Raw genomic sequence first — 19,731 nt, 5'->3', positions numbered from 1 at the left:
CAGAGCGAAAATAAATTTATACATAATATTTTAATATTGCTTTAAGGTTCAGCAGTTAGACTCTGAGCCTTAAAATCACTTGAGAAGAGGATGAAATGGCTAAAACTCCAGAAAAACCAGAAAAAAAAGAGTTTAATTCTCCTGAGGTAGTGGAAATCGAAGCTCAACAGAGCTTTGCAGACAGCAGTGTTCCTCAAAAACCCAGTCTGCAGGCTATCCGGAGCTCATTGATGGATAATAAAGGAATGCTGCAATCCACAGTCTACCTTTCAAGCATAAAAATCCTGCGGTCAATGATGCTGAACAATGCAGACGATACCAGGCAATGGCTCAGCAGGATCGTCACGCTTAAGGAATGGAGAAAAGAAACTCTGGCCCAGTTTCTTATTGATACACATGTGTGTGACACGCCTGATGAAGAGCGCAGAAGTCTGCTACGCTGCTCTTTACCCGGATTTCTGGATATTTTTCTGTCCCTTGACGATGAAATTGTCAAAGACCTGATTAAGGATTTATTTTTTACAAAAGATGAGAATCATAAAACGGCTATCCAGCAATTGATTGAAGATCGTCAATTTAACACACTGGAAGCTATCTACACCCGTATGAGAACCCTCCCTGTTCTGACAGAAAAACCAGAGATCGCTGCGACTTTTCAAGATGCCTCCACCGATGATTTGTTGCGTTTTGCCATGGCCAAAGGCGGTTATCCCTGTGGGCCGCAATTTCACGAACTGGTCTGCGATGACCGCTTGCTTCAGTTAAATGCAACTGAGATGCTCGCTCTGATAAAATGTCTGCTGAGCCCGGCAGCCAACAGCGATGGCCTGGCTTTATACCAATGGTATATCCGCGAAAACAGACTTGAAGCTGACCGTATAGCCCAACAACTGTTTCAAGAACAATTGCAGCACTGTGGCGGTTCGTATCCTCTTGATGTCATGCAGATATTTCTGGCCAATCGTGATATTCAAACCTGTGAGACAGCACAGGAGTTTATAAAAAGCCTGAGTCCTGCGAATTTAGTGCGTCTGGTGCAACCGATACTTAATACCGCACTCCATCGCCATACGCCTACGTCAGATAAAACCCGTGCAGTAGAGAAAATTCAAGCGATTGTTCAAGTGGATCCGGTTGTGATTGGTCGCCGTCTGTTAGAAAACATAACGATGGAGCGTCCTGAGCAGTTGACGCGCCTGTTACTCTGCGGTTCGGACGCTCTGATTCCCATCGTTATTAATCATTACCCGAGAGGAAAAAACCGATATACGTACCTCCGCGACCTGATAAACTCACCTGAGTACCCGTATAGCGAAAGTATAAAACTTGTAAGCGCGCTTGACAGCCAGACGGCGGCAAGGGTCTTGCCTCACTGCCGGGATTCTTATGTGGAGCATTTAGCGCCTGGAACCATATTTTTCCGAGACATAAAAGATTATTTTTACAAGTCTCGTGACTTTGATTGCACGGATAGATACAGAGTCAGAGCATTAAAATATACCAACGGATGGGATGACCTGACGACAAACGCGCATCTCATGGTAAACGATTTGCTCGACTATAGAGCGAAACGGATGGCAAATCCTCTTGAGCGTTACCGTTGGTTTGGTTTCGCAGGTGGTTTTTCAAAAACCGCAAAGCTGGCCGCTGTTGACAAAATATTTATCCATATATACGGTACAGATCAGGATAAACAGGCATCTGGTTCCTTTTCAGCGCAGGACCTGGAGGTTATGAGCCAGGGTGAGCTGGGCGGGCTCAGGCAACGCCACTCAGCCTGGATTCAGGTAGTAATCAATCAGGCAGATGTGTACAGGCAGGAAGCTGAATTCATCCATCAGACGCCCCGGTAATACTGCTTAACTGGGCTGCGCCTTTTGTGCATGGCTCAGTTGCACTGATATAAGCGATAAACTCTAAGTCACAAATAACAGAAATCACGCGCAGTGATCTTTTTGTGATATGGTCACTCTTTTTAAGAGCATATAATGCTTACCGGAGAGGCTTACATGCCAACATCATTTGAGTTATTGGGCATCAAACCCACAATGGATTATGAAAAAATAAACAGTTGTTTCAATATGCTGACGAGCGAGCAGGCACGCAGTCAGGTGTTGATGACTTTAATAAATGCTCCCAAAAAGACTCAGATGGTGGCGAGTATTTAACACCGGGCGATTCCATCAAATCATATATTGAGTCGATAGCGCATAAGGTTCTCGGAATTGATGCCAGCATTTTGTCAGATACAGAAGGTAATCCGTTAGATTCAGTTGAAATAATGATCAATATTTCAAGGGCTTTTCGGATAAAGGATGCCGAATCAGGTATCCTGCCGGCCGAAGCCTCTACCAGTGCAACCTCCAGTCCGGTACACAGTCGGAGCAGTTTTTTTGCTGAAATTTTAGAATTAACAAAAAAGCCGTACGAAGAATTAAAACAATTATTAAAGCCCTGATCCGAACTGCTCTGCATGGAGAAAAAACAGCATAAGTTGTTCGCCACAACAATACGCCAGGAACAAATTTTGTGCCTTTTCGCTTCAAACGGGCAGGTTTGGTAAAACACACAGGTCAGAAAAGCCTTATTGTCTTGATGAATCGAGACGACACATTCACATTCAATAGAGGTATATAAGTTTTCCGCTCCCTGGCGGCCACGGTTCCGATTATCGTGGCTCTTGCCTGTTTGCGTAATTGGTATTTTTCAGCCATTATGTAGTATTCTCAACAAGTAACTAATCATTGTTGTACCACTCGTCTGATAAAAATAACCCGCCCTAAATTACTTTGTAATGCTAAGCGAGGAACACAATATGACGTACCGGGTAAGCAACATTGCGCAAGTGGGTCTGGATATCGCGGCTGAATTTGTTGCGGCTGCGCCCCTGGATGACGTCGGGCTGGATTTGAGTCGAAATTTTCTTGGTCATTTGAGAAACCAGCAACTCATTTTTCTGGTATCTGCTATCAGTCAGCATACCCAGACACTGGATCTGTCATGTAACAGCCTGTATTTACTGAATCAATTCAGACTGAGTAATCTCTGCATCAATATCCCCTCCTGCGTCAAAACCTTGTCTCTGGCAGGAAATGGCCTGGGCTCATTAAAAAATAATGCGCTGGGGATGGCCATAATGAATCTCGATAAACTTGAGCGTCTGGATCTGGCGAGGAATCGATTTGGTCTTTATGATACCTTTGATCTCTCACAATTGATGGTCAGCATCTCCGAAAACATAACGGAGCTGAATTTAGCAGGCAACTTCCTGCATCGCATTCCCCCGTTCAGACTCTTTCATGCCATGACCAGCATTTCTCCTAATATCCAGTCATTAAATCTGGCGGATAATGGATTGGGTTCAATATCAAACATCGCATTGGAAAAATTTTTGTCTTCTATTCCACAAACCGTCCGTGAAATCAATCTAAAGGAAAATCAACTGACAGAAGAGCACTGTAGAACGGTTCTTGTTGACTGGCTTAAGGAAAGCTGTGTTCATACCCTGTTTCTCGATGAGGAAAACCTAAGCGAGGGCAGCAAGGCCGCTATTCAGGCCGCGTTAATCGAAAACCGCGACAAAATACCCGAAACGTATTCGCTCAGCGATTCAACCGACTCCATGACCTGGTACTGCTCATTCAGCAGCTCAGGAAGTTTTATGGCATGATAGCCCTGACCGTTTGATTGTGAGAAACTAAAGATCATAACATACTGAGCTGGAGGCTACACTGTGTCACGCTTTAAACAATCGATTCTGGCAGGAATACCTGATTCGTTACCACCAATAAAACCTTATGATCCTGACGTAAATCACGCGCCAAAACGCAGCCACCTGCTGAGCGCTGATGATCAAAAACTGGCTGTCCAGAATGCGCTGCGCTACTTCGATCCCAGGCACCATGCCATACTTGCAAAGGAATTTGCCAACGAACTGACAGAATACGGGCATATTTATATGCATCGATTCCGCCCCGATTACGCTATTCATGCCCGGCCCATCGACGAGTACCCACACCAGTCGAAACAGGCAGCCGCCATCATGATGATGCTGCAGAATAACCTTGATCCCCAGGTTGCCCAACATCCGCATGAATTGATCACCTACGGTGGGAACGGCTCTGTCTTTCAAAACTGGGCACAATATCTGCTCAGCATGCAGTACCTTGCTACCATGACCGATGAACAGACACTGGTATTGTATTCCGGTCATCCGATGGGGCTCTTCCCTTCTCACCCAGACGCTCCCAGAGTCGTAGTCACCAACGGTATGATGATCCCTAATTACTCGACACCTGCCGACCTCGAGCGTTTCAGCGCACTGGGTGTTACGCAGTTTGGTCAAATGACAGCCGGCTCATTCATGTATATCGGTCCTCAAGGGATTGTACATGGCACGACTATCACGTTGTTGAATGCGGGCAGACGCATTGACCAGAAATCTGATGGGCTGGCCTCTAAAGTATTCGTTTCGGCAGGCCTCGGCGGCATGTCAGGTGCTCAGGCAAAAGCCGCAGTCATCGCGGGTGGAATTGCTGTTATAGCGGAAATAAACCCCTTGGTCGTCAGTAAACGCCACAGTCAGGGCTGGGTTGATGAGGTGTTCACTGAGCTGCTCCCCTTGTTCCAACGCATTCAGCAGGCGCGAGACAACAAGGAAGCGGTGTCGCTGGCATACCAGGGCAATGTTGTTGATTTGTGGGAAGCTTTGGTAGCTCAGGATATTCACGTTGAGCTGGGTTCGGATCAAACCTCGCTGCATAATCCCTGGTCAGGCGGCTACTACCCGGCCAATCTGTCGCTGACAGAATCCCAGCAAATGATGGCAGCCGATCCAGCCAGATTTCACATGGAAGTAACCGCAACACTAATCCGTCACGCCCGCGCCATCAATCAAATGAGCGCCAGAGGCATGTATTTCTTTGATTATGGCAACGCCTTTCTGCTGGAAGCCGGCCGGGCCGGTGCGGATGTTTTCAAGGCTGATGGCACATTCAAATATCCCTCCTACGTTCAGGACATCATGGGCCCCATGTGTTTCGACTATGGTTTCGGACCGTTCCGCTGGGTGTGTACGTCAGGGCTGGCAAGCGATCTGGCTGTGACTGACGCGATTGCGGCCAGTGTTCTGGAGGAAATAGCCAAAGAAGCGCCGCCTGAAATCAAACAACAAATGCAGGATAATATCCGCTGGATCAAGGCTGCGAATGATAATCAGCTCGTGGTTGGTTCACAGGCGAGAATTTTATATGCGGATTCTGAAGGTCGAGTCAAAATTGCCCAGGCGTTTAACGAAGCAATCAGAAACGGCCAAATCTCAAAACCTGTGGTATTGGGGCGTGATCACCATGACGTATCTGGTACCGACTCTCCCTGGCGGGAAACGTCCAATATTTACGATGGTTCTCAGTTCACAGCTGATATGGCGGTACAGAATTTTGTCGGAGATGCCTTCCGTGGTGCCACCTGGATATCTCTGCATAATGGGGGCGGCGTTGGCTGGGGTGAGGTTATCAACGGCGGCTTTGGTCTGGTGCTGGATGGCTCTCCAGACGCCGATCGCCGATTATCATCGATGCTGTTCTGGGACGTAAACAATGGTATTGCGCGTCGAAGCTGGGCCAGAAACCCCGCTGCCATATTTGCCATCAAACGCGCGATGAAGGAACAGCCTTTATTAAAGGTAACTCTGCCCAACCTGGTTAATCCGGGCTTACTCGACTGACCCGCCTGAAGGCTCCTCAGTACAGGAGGAGCCTTCATTAATCAGACTGTCATATTGAACTGCTGAATTTTGTTTGCTGTTTACTGCTGCTTTGCTCTAAACTTCAGGTTAGGTGTTTCCCTTCTTTAAGTGAGCCAACATGTATAAGACTATTCTCTATGCAACGGATTTGAGCGAAGATCATTTTGATCTTTGTCAGAAAGCAGTCAAACTGGCTTCTACTCTGGGTGCTGATCTGCATTTCCTTCATGTCATTGAAATACCCAGCACCCTGCAGTGGGCGCAGAGCCTTGGCTTTGCCGAGCTGTCAGTGCCAGTCAAGGATGAAGCGCAGTCTGTACTCGCGGTGCTGGGCGAAGCCTTAAATGTGCCCGTTGATCACCAGCATGTAGAAATTGGATCAGCACATACTCATATTCTTGATTATATTAAAAAACTGGGATGCGATCTGGTGATTCTTGGCAGCGAACCCGTCAGTGCCCTGCCAACCCTGCCCGGCAGCACAGGACAAGGAGTCGCTCACCACGCCCCCTGTGATGTGCTTACCCTGAGGGGCCTGGCCCACGCTAAGTAGGGTGAGCTAAGTACGCCGTATCCTTTACCTTTTCACATGGCGCATCAATCGTTTTTTACGTTTGATTTGACGGTCGGTCAGCTTGTGTTTTTTGTCTTTAAAGGGATTGTCGCCACCTTTAAACTCTATTTTCAAAGGCGTTCCCACCAGCCCTAAGTGTGCTGTAAAGGCCTTCATTAAATAGCGTTTATAACTGTCAGGCAAAGACTCAAGCTGATTTCCATGAATAACCACGATAGGCGGATTGTGTCCACCGGCGTGCGCGTAGCGCAATTTAATCCGCCGGCCCTGAACCAGAGGTGGCGTATGCTTCGCCACCAAATCCTGCAACAGACGGGTGAGGCGTGGCGTTGACAACATCTGAGTAGCTGAGGCATAAGCCTCGTCGATGTCTTTAAACAGGTTCCCTACCCCACTGCCATGCAAGGCAGAGATAAAGCGGATTTTAGCAAAGCTGGCAAACAAAAGACGTCGCTCCAGTTCGCTTCGTACCCGATCCCGGTGCTCCGAATCGAGGCCGTCCCATTTGTTTACGGCAATCACCAGCGCCTTACCCGATTCAATAATAAAGCCGAGCAAATGTAAATCCTGATCCGTGATCCCTTCTGTCGCATCAATCAACATCAGACAGACATGGGATTCCGTAATGGCCTGCAGGGTTTTAATAACGGAGAATTTTTCAATTTTTTCATCGACACGGGCACGGCGACGAACGCCCGCAGTATCAATCAGCGTGTATTTTTTTTCATCGCGCTCAAAGGGGATATAAATACTGTCGCGCGTTGTGCCAGGCATGTCATAAACCACAACCCGTTCTTCTCCGAGAATACGATTTACCAGGGTCGATTTTCCAACATTGGGACGTCCTGCAAAGGCAATTTTTACTGACTGACTTTCCTGATGATTCTCCGGTCGCTTTTCGAAACCCGCGGTGAGGCTGTGCAGCAGAGGCTGTATGCCGCGACCATGCGCAGCTGACACGGCAAATACATGTTCGAAACCAAAGGACTGAAATTCGGCGCAGGCAATTTCTTCATCCAGACCTTCGCTTTTATTGACGACCAGATACACCGGTTTATTGGTTTTGCGCAGGCGCTTCGCGATACTCTCATCTACTCCGGTCATGCCAGAGCGCCCGTCAACCATAAACAGAACCACATCCGCTTCATCCAGCGCCATGGCCGATTGCTTCGACATCAACTCGTCTACAGCCAAGTCATCAACACCCACACCACCGGTATCAACAACAATAAAGGGTTTGTTTTCATATTCGGCGTCACCATACTGGCGGTCGCGGGTCAGGCCCGGAAAATCGGCAACCAGGGCATCCTGGCTGCGGGTAAAACGGTTAAACATGGTTGACTTGCCCACGTTGGGGCGGCCAACCAAAGCTACAACAGGTATCATCAGATTAGCTCACAGAAAAACGACTTAATTTACCATTAGTGGTCATAACATAAAGATTATTGTCGGCCACGCTCGGGCTTACCGTAATGGCGCCGCTCAGCTGCGTTCGGGCAACAAACTCGCCGGTCTGTGTGGAGAGAACGTGCAGCATCCCGGTTTTATCGCCTACGATCAGACGGTCACCCATCAGCACTGGCTCAGTGAGACCCCGCGCTTTTAATTCCGTTTGTTTCCAGTTAACCTGGCCTGTCTGTCTGTTGATAGCCCAGACAATGTCATTACTGTCGGACATAAACAGCGTATTTCCCTTCACAGCAATATTTGTGTAGGTAGAGGCCGGTTTGCGCCAGAGAAACTGCCCATCATTAAGCGACATCGCCCCCACATAGCCCTGATAACTGGCCAGTAACACGACGTTACCCTGAACAATGGGATCAGCATCAATATCCACCAGCCGCTCTACGTCGCTGGCACCGCTTGCGTAGGCAATACCACGTTGCCATAGTACCTGACCGGTCTGAATATCAACCGCGTCCATTTTACCGTCGGAATAACCAACCAGCGCCACTTTGTTATCGACTATAACGGGAGAGGAACTGGCTTTTAAAATCAATCCGGGCGCACCGTGTTCCGACAGCCACAGCTGACGGCCACTGGCAAGATCAAAGGCGTACAGATTGCCGTCGATGGTTTTGGCAAGCACTTTATTATGCGTGATGACCGGTCTGGATAAGGCGTCGCTGGATACACTGCTGCGCCACACCTCGGTACCATCACTTTCCTTCAGAGCCACAACATGAGAGGAATCAGTACCCACTACTACATAACCGTGAGCAACGGCCGGACCGCTGATCACACTGGAATCGAGTTTGCGGGACCACAGCGGCGTACCATTGGTTTTATTGACGGCCTGGACCACACCGCTGGCGTCCGCTGTGTAAATAACATTAGCAGCAATCACGGGTTTTAATTTTAAGAAGGTGCTGCCTTTTTTTGATACACCAGTGGATGTCGACCAGGTTTCCTTAAGGGCGACCTTGCTTTCAAGTGGGGACAATACCCTGGGACTGGGCGTGTTATCCTTGCCCAGCATATAGTCGTCCAGCTTATTGCAGGAAACCAGCGCCATGCTGGCCAATAAACAAAAGGCTGTTTTTTTACTACCCGTCATATTTTCCTCTTTACGCAGTTGTTGTGCTGGACACGAGTCTGCCTGCAGCAGATTGCGCCAACGCGGCCATTTCATTGGTCTTCATTTCAAGATATAAATTACCCATACCCTGAGTACGCACCTCATTTATCGCCTGTCGATAAGAACCGATAGCCAGTTTGTATTGCCCCTTGGCCGCGTAAATATCGCCTTTTAGCTCATTAACCACAGGCAGGTAAACGGAATCGTTAACCGTTGCCAGTTCCGACAGGGCCTTGTCATAGTGCTTTTGCGCTGCCAGCAATCGCGCTATGCGGATAGCGGCTATTTCCTTTAATGGTTTCATGCGGGAGTTTTTGGCTACGTACTCCAGCGACTCAGTGGCTTTGTCGTAGTTTTCCCGGGCCACGTATAATTTGGCCAGAATCAGACGTGCCGCATCGGCATAGACGGTTCCGTTATGCTCGCTAATCAACTGGTTGGCGTAGGACTTCACACGCTTATTGTCATGATCAGAATAGGCAACCATTAAATACTCATAGGCGTTGGATGCCTGTGATTTTACTTTTTCCTGATGCCATTGCCAGTATTTGTACCCGGATGCGGCCAGCAACACACAGGAAAATACAACTGTGATTAAGGTATTATAACGCTGCCACCATTTTTTAATTGCTGCCAGCTGCTCTTCTTCCGTCATATAAACAGACATTCTTACTCTCCAAGGTAGCCTTTTAAAGAGGCACTTAGTTGTTGCCGATAAATAGTGACTTGTTCTTCGTCCCTACGCAAGTTTTTAACACTGACTTTACCCTGTTGCAATTCATCGTCGCCCAGGATCAGAGCGAAATCCGCCCCGCTTTTATCCGCTTTTTTGAATTGACTTTTAAAACTGCCTCCCGCGGTGTTATTGATGACGCGCCAGGCTGGATTAGCATCCCGTAACTCTTCGGCAATGACCAGAGCCTGTTGCCTGGCTTCGTCACTGACAGCGACGAGGAAGAATAATGGCGACCGGGGTTTGTCAAGAGGCACATCAAGCGTTTCCATTAGCAGCAGCAGACGCTCAAGGCCCATGGCAAACCCAATGGCCGGTGTAGACTGACCGCCCAGCTGCTCAACCAGCACATCATAGCGCCCGCCGGCACATACTGTTGCCTGGCTTCCCAGCTGGTCAGTCACCCATTCAAATACCGTGTGACCGTAGTAATCCAGTCCACGTACCAGCAGGGGATTAATGTCGTAGGCTATCCCCAGACGGTCAAGACCCTGACACAGCGCATGAAACTTTTGTCTGCTGGCCTCGCTCAGGGAGTCAGACAGGGTTGGCGCATCGCGCAGCAGAGCCTGAACTTCCGGATTTTTACTGTCGAGAATACGCAGTGGATTACGTGTCAGACGACGCTGACTGTCGGCATCGAGCTGACTGGCAATGGGGGTAAGAAAAGCAACCAGACGCTCACGAAAAGCCTGCCGTTCACTCAGCTCGCCGATGGTATTAATCTGCAGCCGCAGGTATGTTTCGATACCCAGTTGCCGCCACAAACGACGGCACATGGAAATCAGCTCCAGCTCAATTTCAACGCCGTCCATGCCCAGGGCCTCGACACCCAGCTGATGGAATTGGCGATATCGGCCCTTTTGTGGCTTTTCGTGGCGAAACATCGGACCAAGGTACCATAGTTTTTGCTGCTGATTGTGCAGCAGGCCGTGCTCCAGGCAGGCGCGCAGACAGCCGGCAGTTCCTTCTGGCCGCAGAGTCAGACTGTCGCCGTTCAAATCGGTAAAGGTGTACATTTCCTTTTCAACGATATCCGTTACTTCGCCAATGGTTCGCTTAAACAGGTGGGTACTTTCAACCACGGGAAAACGAATTTCATGGTAGCCATATCGAGACAGGCAGTCTGCAAACACGTTTTCCAGTTGCCGCCAGGTCGCACTGTCCTGCGGCAGCACATCATTCATTCCGCGTATTGCCTGAATTTTTTCAGCCACGTTCTTTCTCCGCAGACGCTTCATCGCCTGTGCCTGTAAACATGGACTGCATCCGGGACAGGGCTGACAGTTTTGGCTCTGCCGCGGGTTGTGCTGATGCACTGCCGGACGTTACTGCTTCTTTGACCTTGCTGATATCTGTGCTGTCGGCTGGCTGTGTATCTTTGTTTTTTTGCCACCAGAAACTCACCACAACAATAGCGGAAACTGCGACAAGGCCGGTTATCCAGCGAATCAGGCGCTCGCCGGTGTGAGACTCACGACGGCTCTGCCACAGTGCTTTTTCCGGCTTTTTCTCCAGCGCGTAATGATTATTAAAAACCTGCAGATAAGGTTCAGGATTAACCCCGAGTAATTTTGCATAGGCTCTTAAATAGCCCTTGATAAAAACAGGCTCTGGCAGGTTCAGATAATCATCTGCTTCCAAAAGTTCAATAATCCTGACTCGTAAATGCAGTTTGACGGCTACGTACTCCTGGGTAAATCCTTTTTTTTCCCGCACACGGGCCAACTGGGCGCCAGGACAGTCATGTCCTGTGTTCGCGTTATTATCCATTACTGCTGTCGTATTCATTTTTTTCTCCGGTTTCATCCGTCAATTGGTTCAATTTGCTCAAACGCAGCTTGTAAAATGCTTCTACTTCCGGTTTGTTTTCAGCCTGGGCGGCCTTGACTGCCAGGTTTAACAGCGTTTTGTCGTTCAGCGACAGCTCCTGGTATTTTTGCAAATACATTAGAGCCTTGTCGGGATGATCCTGTTTCATCTCAATATTTGCCACTTCATACAGAGATTGATTTCGTCGTGGATCCTGCTCCAGAGCCTTTACAAAATATTGTTCCGCCTTTTGGATATCTGGAACTTCGGTGGCACACAAACCGGCATTTTCGTAAGCGGCCGCCGTATTGACGTAATTGGGATCATTTACTGCCTTTAAAAAATAGGTCTCGGCTTCCTGGTAATGACCTGTCCGGCATAAAAAGGTACCGTAATTGTTTAACTGTGCCCCTTGGTTTTTCGACAGGGCGAGGGCCTTGAGATAATATGTTTTGGCCTCGGGTATATTTCCGGTAGTCTCCAGATAGTAAGCCATTGCACTGGTTGCTTCGACCGAGTATGGCTCCAGCTCTAATGCGGTCAGCAACTTGCGTTTTGCGCGCGGCATGTCTCCCTGCTTTAAATACCCCATACCCATTTGAATATTTAATGAGGTAGTTGCATCCCTCTTTTGCGCTTTTTCGATTTTTTCGGCCTTGGCTTCGGCATTATACTGGCAGGCCTGAAGCAGAACCAGACCCAGCACTGGCAACAAACGCATTGATCTCAACAACATGTTCACTCAGGTACAAGAACGAAGGTGGCATTATAACTGTTAATGATCTTATTAAAAATAGACAGATGCCCATGTGATGCGAAATTATTTATTTTACATCTGTCATGACAGCGTCCGTCTGCGCTCCAGGTTGTGCAATAAAATGCATTTTCTGCCATCGTTGCGACCGGCTTGTTCTGTCTTTAACCTCACCAGCCAGCTGACCACAGGCAGCATCGATATCATCACCTCGAGTTTTGCGGGTGATAGTGTTAATCCCTTTCGAAATAAGAATGTCGCGAAACGCATCGATAGCAGCCTGAGAGGAACGCTGATACTGAGTCATCGGAAACGGGTTAAACGGAATCAGATTCACTTTCGAAGGAACATTCTGCAACAGCTTAACCAGCTGCATGGCATGGGCAGGCTGATCATTGACACCTTTCAGCATGACGTATTCAAACGTAACCTTACGTTTGGGTTCGTCTTTAAAATATCGTTTGCACAGCGCCATTAAATCGACAAGTGGGTACTTTTTGTTAATGGGCACCAGCTCATTGCGCAGAGCATCGTTGGGGGCGTGCAGCGACACAGCCAGCGACACCGGACTTACCTCACGCAGACGCTCAAGGTCGGGCAATACACCGGAGGTGCTGAGCGTAACGCGCTTTTTCGACAGGCCATATGCAAAATCATCCATCATGATATTCATGGCGGATACTACGTTATCGAAATTAAGCAGCGGCTCGCCCATACCCATCATCACAACGTTGGTGACACGTTTATCGTGAGCGCCCTGTTGCGCGGACAGTTCACGCACAGCGATCCAGACCTGGCCAATGATCTCAGCGGTTGTCAGATTGCGATTAAACCCCTGCTTGGCCGTGGAGCAAAAACTGCAGTTCAGTGCACAGCCGACCTGAGAGGAAACACAGAGAGTGCCTCGTGTGGCCTCAGGTATAAACACGGTTTCAATGCAATTGCCACAATCAAGTTTAAGCAGCCATTTGCAGGTTCCGTCTGCAGATTTCTGCACGCTGGTAATCTCAGGCAGGCGAATCTCTGCTATCTGGGAAAGACGCTCTCGCAGAGCCTTGCCCAGATTATGCATTTGTGTAAATTCGCTAAAACCAGCCTGATGAACCCATTGCATGACTTGTTGCGCACGAAACGGCTTTTCACCCAGTTCAGAGAACAGTTCTCTCATTTGCTGGTAGTTATAATTCAACAGGTTGATTTTATCGCTCATTTACAGATCCTGCAGCAACAGATTATCGTACACAGATTTCGTGTGGCTCGAAGAAGAACGCGATTTCCTGAGCGGCATTTTCAGCGCTGTCGGAACCGTGTACGGCATTGGCGTCAATGCTGTCAGCAAAATCAGCGCGAATTGTACCGGCAGCGGCTTCCTTAGGATTGGTAGCGCCCATCAGATCGCGGTTTTTCATGACGGCGTTTTCACCATGCAGAACCTGAATCATAACCGGACCGGAAATCATGAATGTGACGAGATCATTGAAGAATGGGCGTGCCTTGTGTACTGCGTAAAAGCCTTCGGCCTGTTCACGTGTCAATTGAGCCATGCGTGCGGCGACGATGTTCAGACCAGCGTCTTCAAAACGTGAGTAGATTTTACCAATCACGGATTTTGCAACCGCATCGGGTTTAATAATTGACAAGGTAAATTCAGCAGCCATCTTTAACTCCAGGTTAATATCAAAAAACGGCATTATACACGATTTTTGGTCTGGATGGCTATATTAGATGATTTTCAACGCAGGGCTGTCCCATCTTAATTTAAATCAGTTCAAATTAAGATGGGACAGCCCTGTACTAAGCGCCCTTTATCCTTTCTCTGCGCCGATGTCTGTGTCGAAATGCAGCTCCTCTTTATTTTCACTCTGACGCAGCTGATCAGGTCGATAATCCGATAATAATGAGAATAATTCGTTGGCCCGTAAAATAAAGGCCTGCAACTCACTGCGAAACTGCCGTAAACGCTGGCCAATCTCTTTTACCTGTCGATTATAGTGCGCTATCATGTCGCCCATCTCCTCAATGGCTGACGCCAGCACACTCATTTCCTGCATCATCTGCTCCCGCTGTTCGGAGGAAAGGCCTACCCCCAGAATTTCTTCTACTTTGGACCAGGTATAATTCTGCTTCGTACAGGGCGTGCTTATCTGATACTCAACAAGCAGGGTCTGCAACGCATTGATAATGGTCGCATCAGAGGCTGTCGGGATAATGCCGTTTTTAATTTTTTTCGCCAGGGACTGAATGATAGACCGCCATTCCGCGGTATTTTTCATGATAGCAGCCTGACTTTCAGCGATTAATCGCTCGTGTTCAATTTCCAGTGCATGGAAGGCTTTGTTAATATCCACCAGCTGCAGACGCTGTTGCTCCAGATCGTCGCGGGTTCCTGAACCCGGTGAGCCGTCCTCCTTTCCACTGTCTCCGGAAACGAGGTAGTCGATAAACAGCTTTTGCGCATATTTTTGATAATCCGTCGCCTGCTGCAATATGATGCCGTTGAACACATTATTGAAGGGTACTGTTAACAGACTATGATACAGGGTTCCCGGCGTTTTCAGTGTGTAGATAAGGTCGTCCTGCGACAGGACGATTTTATAGTGTTCATAAATTCGTTGAGCCGTTATTTGACCGTAGGTGGAAAACCATCCTGATAATTCATTTTCTGGCTGATCATTTTTCATTATTTATCCAGTTGTATCCCGTTACAGGCAGGGTAATTTTTGTAACATCGCTCGCGTTTGTGATATAACGCCGTCATTGAAATTATAGAATATAATGACATGACAGGTTCTGCCAACAACGATTTACAAACATTACTTGATTTTCTGAGGATGCCAACGCCCGAAGGCTGGCTGAATGCCGCGCTTAAAAACCTGCCTCTGCTCCTTGTTGACCATGCACACTGCGAGCGCAAGGCGGCAACCGCAGCCGTTAATCTTATCAGCAAATACCCGGCTTATCCTGAGCTTGTGCAGTTGATGTCACCGCTGGCGCGGGAAGAGCTGCTTCATTTTGAAAAAGTAATCGCCATCATGAACGAGCGGAATATTCACTTTGAAGCCCTCACGCCATCGGACTATGGCCAGACGCTGCATGCCCTGATCAGTAAAAAACCAGGCAACGCCCGGCTGCGTGATCAGCTGCTGGTTGGCGCCATCATAGAAGCCCGTTCATGTGAACGCTTCTCGGCACTGGTTCCCCTGCTGGAAGACAGGCAGCTGGCCCGCTTTTACTCCTCGCTGCTGAAGTCAGAGGCGCGACATTTTCAGGATTATCTGGGGCTGGCAAGACTGTATGGTGAGGACATCGACGCCCGCCTTGAGAGCTTCCTCGTCGTAGAGAACGAACTGGTTCTAAAAAAGGATACGGTATTCCGCTTTCACAGCGGAATACCATGTTAAATCAGGACTAAATCAAGGCCGTGGTGTGGGGATACTGGAGAGCGTGCTTTCCACCTCAATATTTTCCCGCGTGGAGAAAAAGTGGTTCAGACCATTCTCATTGTCGTGTGCCATATCCTGGATTTGTGCGGCCGTCAGCAGATTACCATCGCGGTCGGTCACTTTCTGGGTAGCCGGATCAAACTGGCAGCCATGCTTAATCTGGAGCCAGGCTACCAGACCGGTATCAAACATCTGCTCAAGCGCAAGGGGCGCCAGCTTGCCATCCGTTTTGAGGCTGGTGCTCAGCTTACCGTTTTCGTCGATGGTCACATCGTAATTAAGGCTTTCGGGTAGCGGACCTTCTTTACCGAATAACTTCAGCAAGCCCCTGCCAAGCATTCGTGGAGTTTCCTTGACACTGTAAAGGTTGCTTTCAAGAGCCTGTCCGAGGGCTCGCTTGCCAACCGCCTTATGCCAGGCCATCTTCACCGTGTTGTCATACAGATCGCCCAGGCCTTTGCTCAGGGTGCTGTTATAGTAATGAGCCTTTGCGAGATAGGTGAAAGCCTGAAAGATATCCATCATGGCTGTTGACCATTCGATGTAGGACATCTGACCACCAGGATCATTAAATTCCTTGGCCTTATCCCTTACCAGGTCCCAATAGGTAACATCGTTGCCATCTTTATCTTTGCCATGAATGCATTTCTGGCGGTTCCTTTCCTCAAGGTCTTCTCTACGAATCGCTTCTGCACGACGACGTTCGTCATCAAGGAGGGACTGTTTAAAGCGAACGGTCGTCTCTTTTAGTTTAAGCGTGTTTTTAGCGCTCTCATCGCTGACCATCTTTTCAACTGCAGCGGAATCAACGTGAATATTTTTAGACATAGCGCTCACCTTTATAGAAAAGAATCATGAACAAAATAAAGTCCTTTTGAATTATGATAACACAATAATTTTGGCTTGTCATCCCAGTCGCTCAGCACATAACGCGAAAAAATTTTTTCCGCATGCTCATACTGACTTACACCTGGTTTGTGGGTATGACCATGAATCAGTGTCTGTACCTGGCAGGCCTGCATATGGGCGAGCACAACTTCAGGAACAACATCCATCGCGACCGGATCCCAGGTTCTGGAGGTGCTTAATCTGCGAACGCCGGCTACCACCCTGTTTCGTAATGCCAGGGGTAAGGACAGGAACAGGCGGGTGAATAATCGATTACGTGTCAGAGCACGCAGGTACTGGTGCCCACGATCTTTGGTGCAATAGCGATCACCATGAACCAGAAGCACGGGTAAATCATCAAGCTGAATAACCGTGGGTTCTGTCAGCAAGGTCATCCGGGCCAGATCGGCGAAGCGTTGACCTATAAGGAAGTCACGATTTCCTGGCATAAAATACAGTTGCACGCCCTGCCCGCTCAGCGAAGCGAGACGCGATGCTATATCCGTACTCCAGTCAGTAAGTCCATCGTCCCCGGGCCAGACATGAAAGAAATCACCCAGAATATAGACGACTCTGGTATGAGCGGCAGCCCAGTCAATAAAGGCGTTAAATCGTTCGCTTATCTCAGGATTGTTCGGATGAAGATGTAAATCAGAAATAAATACGGCATCCAGCCTGGGTTCATTCGAGGTAGATGCCGTCATAAAAACCAGACCTATGCAATAGGTTCAATGCAGATGTGCTCGCCCTGCAGGTAAATCTGACAGGGTCCTGGAGGCGGCTCAATGGCGTCACTCAAGCGATAAAAACCGGCAATCGAGACCAGCTCAGCGTCCAGAGACTGACAAAAAATCCGTGCGCTGCGGTCGCCAGAAATTCCAGCCAGCGCCCGCCCACGCAGAGCACCGTATACGTGTATATTGCCATCAGCCAGCAGCTCAGCACCATGACTGACCGATGCCGCAATCACCAAATCGCCCTCCTTGCTCACGACCTGCTGACCTGAGCGTATGGGCGTCGTAAACATCTTCGTGCTGTGCCCCTCAACACTGTGATGCTGGGGCAACTCTGGCAAAGGCTCCTCCAGCATCGGTTTATCATGTGTAGACGAAGCGTGCAGGACAGCAAGGCCATTAGCATGCGCCAGGGTGGATAAGAAAGGACTGGCCCCCTGAACTGCAACAGGAAAGAGATTATGCGCACGCATACTCTGACAAAAACCATCCAGATCAAGCTCCTGATCCTGTACCGCACTGCAGTCAAGCACAACAGGCGTGTTGTGGAGCAGCCGGGGCGCCTTGGTAATGATATCATCTAATTGCCTGATAAATGCGCTCCTGTCTGTTGCAAGAAGCTGAAGCACGGTAAAGGTGTATAATCTGCCTTTGAGTTTAAATGCTTGTTCTTTCATTACTTTTTCTGTCATCTGGCGGTACCCAAAATCCCGTTTTATGATATATACTATCATGAGGGGATACATAACAAAAGGATATCATCGTGGATAAAACATGGCTGGATCACTATCAGGAAAGCGTTCCGCATGAGATCGATATAAACGAACACAGCTCGCTGGTAGCCTTGTTTGAAGACTCGTGCAGGCAATTTGGAAAAAACAAGGCCTACACCAATATGGGTTGCGCGTTGACCTATGAAGAAATTGACAGACGAAGCCTGGCGTTTGCCATTTATCTTCAGCAGCTGGGTTTAAAAAAAGGTGCCCGAGTGGCCCTGATGATGCCCAATCTGCTTCAATACCCCATTGCAATGTTCGGCGTACTGCGTGCCGGCTATGTTGTGGTTAACACGAATCCCCTGTACACAGCTGATGAAGTGGTTCATCAAATGAACGACTCGGGAGCGGATGTCATTGTTGTGCTCGCCAATTTTGCCAGTACTGTCGAGAAAGCATTGCCACACACCAAGATAAAACACGTTATCGTAACGCAGATTGGCGACATGTTCCCGTTTGTGAAACGCGTTATCGTTAATGCGGTGGTAAAATACATCAAAAAGATGGTACCCGCATGGCATATTCCTAATGCCGTTGAATTTAATGCCTGCCTGAAATCGGCAGAGGGCAAAAAGCTGGAACCAGTCAAAGTGACGCATGACGATCTGGCTTATCTGCAATACACGGGTGGAACCACAGGTGTGGCCAAAGGCGCCATGCTCAGCCACGGGAACATGGTAGCCAACGTGCTGCAGGCCTATTACTGGATTAGACCCATTGGCTTATCCGAAAAGGATATCATCGTAACAGCCCTGCCGCTGTATCACATCTTCTCGCTGACCGCCAACTGCCTGACCTTCCTGAAGGCTGGTGCTCAGAATATTCTCATCACCAATCCACGGGATGTTCCTCATTTTATCGATGAAATCAAAAACAGCGGCTTCACGGCCATCACAGGTGTCAATACGCTGTTTAACGCACTGCTCAATAGTCCCAAACTGCATGAGATTGATTTTTCCCATGTGAAACTGGCTCTGGCGGGTGGTATGGCACTGCAGAAAAGTGTTGCCCTGAAATGGCGGGAAAAGACCAAATCACGCATTTTGGAAGCCTATGGTTTGACCGAAACCTGTCCTGCGGTCTCGATTAATCCCATGTATCTGGATAAGTACAATGGCAGCATTGGTCTGCCGATTTCCTCAACCGAAATATCCATTCGAGATGAAAACGGTAAGGAAGTTGGTATCAGACAGACTGGAGAGCTGTGCGTCAGGGGACCGCAGGTGATGAAGGGGTACTGGCAGCGGCCAGACGAAACGGCCATCGTTATGACTGAAGACGGTTTCCTGAGAAGCGGAGATATGGCACAGATAGATGAGCAAGGCTATATATATCTGGTCGATCGTAAAAAAGACATGATTCTTGTTTCAGGTTTTAACGTGTATCCCAACGAAGTGGAACAGGTCATCAGCATGATGCCTGGTGTGCTTGAGGTCGGCGTGATCGGTGTGATTGACGAAACAGACGGTGGCGAGCGGGTAAAAGCCTGTATTGTCAAACGGGATCCGGCGCTGACAGAAGAAGAGATTGTGGCACATTGCCGGGAGCATTTGACCGCGTATAAGGTACCAAAAATCATTGCGTTTTATGATGAGTTGCCAAAAACAAACGTTGGTAAAATTCTGCGACGTGCGTTGAGGTAGATTGTTCCCGGATTACGCTACGCTAATCCGGGCTACGTGCTGTGTTTTAT

19 protein-coding genes are annotated in these 19,731 nt (G+C 48.6%); 7 read left to right on the top strand and 12 right to left on the bottom strand.

What is annotated here, in order from left to right; translation table 11 throughout:
• Positions 1–95 precede the first annotated feature (95 nt).
• From ACQUTA_RS03545 to ACQUTA_RS03525, 5 genes are all read left to right on the top strand, one after another.
• Positions 96–1,853: a hypothetical protein gene (locus ACQUTA_RS03545; RefSeq protein ID WP_444986822.1), complete on the top strand. Its 1,758-nt coding sequence runs from the start codon at positions 96–98 to the stop codon at positions 1,851–1,853.
• Between the two features lie 218 nt (positions 1,854–2,071).
• Complete coding sequence (locus ACQUTA_RS03540) at positions 2,072–2,458, top strand: hypothetical protein (protein ID WP_444986821.1); 387 nt, start codon at positions 2,072–2,074, stop codon at positions 2,456–2,458.
• A gap of 357 nt (positions 2,459–2,815) precedes the next feature.
• Positions 2,816–3,670 carry a leucine-rich repeat domain-containing protein gene (locus tag ACQUTA_RS03535; protein WP_444986820.1) on the top strand — a complete coding sequence of 285 codons (855 nt, stop codon included), beginning with the start codon at positions 2,816–2,818 and terminating at the stop codon, positions 3,668–3,670.
• A 63-nt stretch (positions 3,671–3,733) separates the two neighbouring features.
• The gene (gene hutU / locus ACQUTA_RS03530) at positions 3,734–5,725 is read left to right on the top strand and encodes a urocanate hydratase (RefSeq protein WP_444986819.1); all 1,992 of its coding nucleotides are present in this window, start codon (positions 3,734–3,736) and stop codon (positions 5,723–5,725) included.
• A gap of 139 nt (positions 5,726–5,864) precedes the next feature.
• Positions 5,865–6,299, top strand: a complete 435-nt coding sequence (locus ACQUTA_RS03525; RefSeq protein ID WP_444986818.1) for a universal stress protein — start codon at positions 5,865–5,867, stop codon at positions 6,297–6,299.
• A gap of 24 nt (positions 6,300–6,323) precedes the next feature.
• Here the strand turns inward: ACQUTA_RS03525 and der are convergent, their stop codons facing one another.
• The 9 genes from der to ACQUTA_RS03480 all read right to left on the bottom strand — a co-directional run bounded on the left by der (position 6,324) and on the right by ACQUTA_RS03480 (position 14,878).
• Positions 6,324–7,706 (bottom strand): ribosome biogenesis GTPase Der, encoded by a 1,383-nt coding sequence (der, locus tag ACQUTA_RS03520; RefSeq protein WP_444986817.1) that lies wholly within the window; start codon positions 7,704–7,706, stop codon positions 6,324–6,326.
• Between the two features lie 4 nt (positions 7,707–7,710).
• The gene (gene bamB, locus ACQUTA_RS03515) at positions 7,711–8,952 is read right to left on the bottom strand and encodes an outer membrane protein assembly factor BamB (RefSeq protein WP_444986816.1); all 1,242 of its coding nucleotides are present in this window, start codon (positions 8,950–8,952) and stop codon (positions 7,711–7,713) included.
• A complete protein-coding gene (locus tag ACQUTA_RS03510) occupies positions 8,888–9,565 on the bottom strand; it encodes a YfgM family protein (RefSeq protein ID WP_444986815.1) in 678 nt (225 codons plus the stop codon). Before ACQUTA_RS03510 ends, bamB begins: the two co-directional genes overlap by 65 nt.
• 2 nt (positions 9,566–9,567) lie before the next feature.
• Complete coding sequence (gene hisS / locus ACQUTA_RS03505) at positions 9,568–10,848, bottom strand: histidine--tRNA ligase (protein WP_444986814.1); 1,281 nt, start codon at positions 10,846–10,848, stop codon at positions 9,568–9,570.
• On the bottom strand, positions 10,841–11,422 hold the full coding sequence (locus ACQUTA_RS03500; protein ID WP_444986813.1) for a helix-turn-helix domain-containing protein: 582 nt from the start codon (positions 11,420–11,422) through the stop codon (positions 10,841–10,843). Before ACQUTA_RS03500 ends, hisS begins: the two co-directional genes overlap by 8 nt.
• Entirely contained in the window at positions 11,397–12,179 is a 783-nt protein-coding gene (gene pilW / locus ACQUTA_RS03495; RefSeq protein ID WP_444986812.1) for a type IV pilus biogenesis/stability protein PilW, read from the bottom strand. Before pilW ends, ACQUTA_RS03500 begins: the two co-directional genes overlap by 26 nt.
• Positions 12,180–12,267: 88 nt before the next feature.
• Positions 12,268–13,407 (bottom strand): dual-specificity RNA methyltransferase RlmN, encoded by a 1,140-nt coding sequence (gene rlmN / locus ACQUTA_RS03490; RefSeq protein WP_444986811.1) that lies wholly within the window; start codon positions 13,405–13,407, stop codon positions 12,268–12,270.
• 22 nt (positions 13,408–13,429) lie between these two features.
• A complete protein-coding gene (gene ndk / locus ACQUTA_RS03485) occupies positions 13,430–13,855 on the bottom strand; it encodes a nucleoside-diphosphate kinase (protein ID WP_444986810.1) in 426 nt (141 codons plus the stop codon).
• A gap of 147 nt (positions 13,856–14,002) precedes the next feature.
• Positions 14,003–14,878: a hypothetical protein gene (locus ACQUTA_RS03480; protein WP_444986809.1), complete on the bottom strand. Its 876-nt coding sequence runs from the start codon at positions 14,876–14,878 to the stop codon at positions 14,003–14,005.
• A gap of 99 nt (positions 14,879–14,977) precedes the next feature.
• Between ACQUTA_RS03480 and ACQUTA_RS03475 the strand changes: the two genes are divergently transcribed.
• The gene (locus ACQUTA_RS03475; protein ID WP_444986808.1) at positions 14,978–15,598 is read left to right on the top strand and encodes a MiaE family protein; all 621 of its coding nucleotides are present in this window, start codon (positions 14,978–14,980) and stop codon (positions 15,596–15,598) included.
• A 12-nt stretch (positions 15,599–15,610) separates the two neighbouring features.
• On the opposite strand, the gene ACQUTA_RS03470 is transcribed toward ACQUTA_RS03475, so the two are convergent.
• The 3 genes from ACQUTA_RS03470 to minC are packed head-to-tail and all read right to left on the bottom strand — an operon-like array spanning position 15,611 to position 17,954.
• Complete coding sequence (locus tag ACQUTA_RS03470) at positions 15,611–16,468, bottom strand: hypothetical protein (protein WP_444986807.1); 858 nt, start codon at positions 16,466–16,468, stop codon at positions 15,611–15,613.
• Positions 16,469–16,479: 11 nt separating this feature from the next.
• A complete protein-coding gene (locus ACQUTA_RS03465; protein WP_444986806.1) occupies positions 16,480–17,232 on the bottom strand; it encodes a UDP-2,3-diacylglucosamine diphosphatase in 753 nt (250 codons plus the stop codon).
• A gap of 11 nt (positions 17,233–17,243) precedes the next feature.
• Positions 17,244–17,954: a septum site-determining protein MinC gene (gene minC, locus ACQUTA_RS03460; RefSeq protein ID WP_444986805.1), complete on the bottom strand. Its 711-nt coding sequence runs from the start codon at positions 17,952–17,954 to the stop codon at positions 17,244–17,246.
• A 71-nt stretch (positions 17,955–18,025) separates the two neighbouring features.
• Here minC and ACQUTA_RS03455 point away from each other — a divergent pair, with 71 nt between their 5' ends.
• Positions 18,026–19,681, top strand: a complete 1,656-nt coding sequence (locus tag ACQUTA_RS03455) for an AMP-binding protein (RefSeq protein WP_444986804.1) — start codon at positions 18,026–18,028, stop codon at positions 19,679–19,681.
• Positions 19,682–19,731 lie beyond the last annotated feature (50 nt).

It is taken from the genome of Legionella navarrensis (genome assembly GCF_052527415.1).
The sequence above is the reverse complement of the archived record's forward strand: the minus strand, read 5'-3'. Positions and strand labels throughout refer to the sequence as shown.

Coding starts and splice junctions, on each gene's coding strand:
- ACQUTA_RS03545 (WP_444986822.1), top strand. CDS start 96: ATGGCTAAAACTCCAGAAAAACCAGAAAAAAAAGAGTTTAATTCTCCT.
- ACQUTA_RS03535 (WP_444986820.1), top strand. CDS start 2,816: ATGACGTACCGGGTAAGCAACATTGCGCAAGTGGGTCTGGATATCGCG.
- ACQUTA_RS03525 (WP_444986818.1), top strand. CDS start 5,865: ATGTATAAGACTATTCTCTATGCAACGGATTTGAGCGAAGATCATTTT.
- der (WP_444986817.1), bottom strand. CDS start 7,706: ATGATACCTGTTGTAGCTTTGGTTGGCCGCCCCAACGTGGGCAAGTCA.
- bamB (WP_444986816.1), bottom strand. CDS start 8,952: ATGAAATGGCCGCGTTGGCGCAATCTGCTGCAGGCAGACTCGTGTCCA.
- ACQUTA_RS03510 (WP_444986815.1), bottom strand. CDS start 9,565: ATGTCTGTTTATATGACGGAAGAAGAGCAGCTGGCAGCAATTAAAAAA.
- ACQUTA_RS03500 (WP_444986813.1), bottom strand. CDS start 11,422: ATGAATACGACAGCAGTAATGGATAATAACGCGAACACAGGACATGAC.
- pilW (WP_444986812.1), bottom strand. CDS start 12,179: ATGTTGTTGAGATCAATGCGTTTGTTGCCAGTGCTGGGTCTGGTTCTG.
- rlmN (WP_444986811.1), bottom strand. CDS start 13,407: ATGAGCGATAAAATCAACCTGTTGAATTATAACTACCAGCAAATGAGA.
- ndk (WP_444986810.1), bottom strand. CDS start 13,855: ATGGCTGCTGAATTTACCTTGTCAATTATTAAACCCGATGCGGTTGCA.
- ACQUTA_RS03480 (WP_444986809.1), bottom strand. CDS start 14,878: ATGAAAAATGATCAGCCAGAAAATGAATTATCAGGATGGTTTTCCACC.
- ACQUTA_RS03475 (WP_444986808.1), top strand. CDS start 14,978: ATGACAGGTTCTGCCAACAACGATTTACAAACATTACTTGATTTTCTG.
- ACQUTA_RS03470 (WP_444986807.1), bottom strand. CDS start 16,468: ATGTCTAAAAATATTCACGTTGATTCCGCTGCAGTTGAAAAGATGGTC.
- ACQUTA_RS03465 (WP_444986806.1), bottom strand. CDS start 17,232: ATGACGGCATCTACCTCGAATGAACCCAGGCTGGATGCCGTATTTATT.
- minC (WP_444986805.1), bottom strand. CDS start 17,954: ATGACAGAAAAAGTAATGAAAGAACAAGCATTTAAACTCAAAGGCAGA.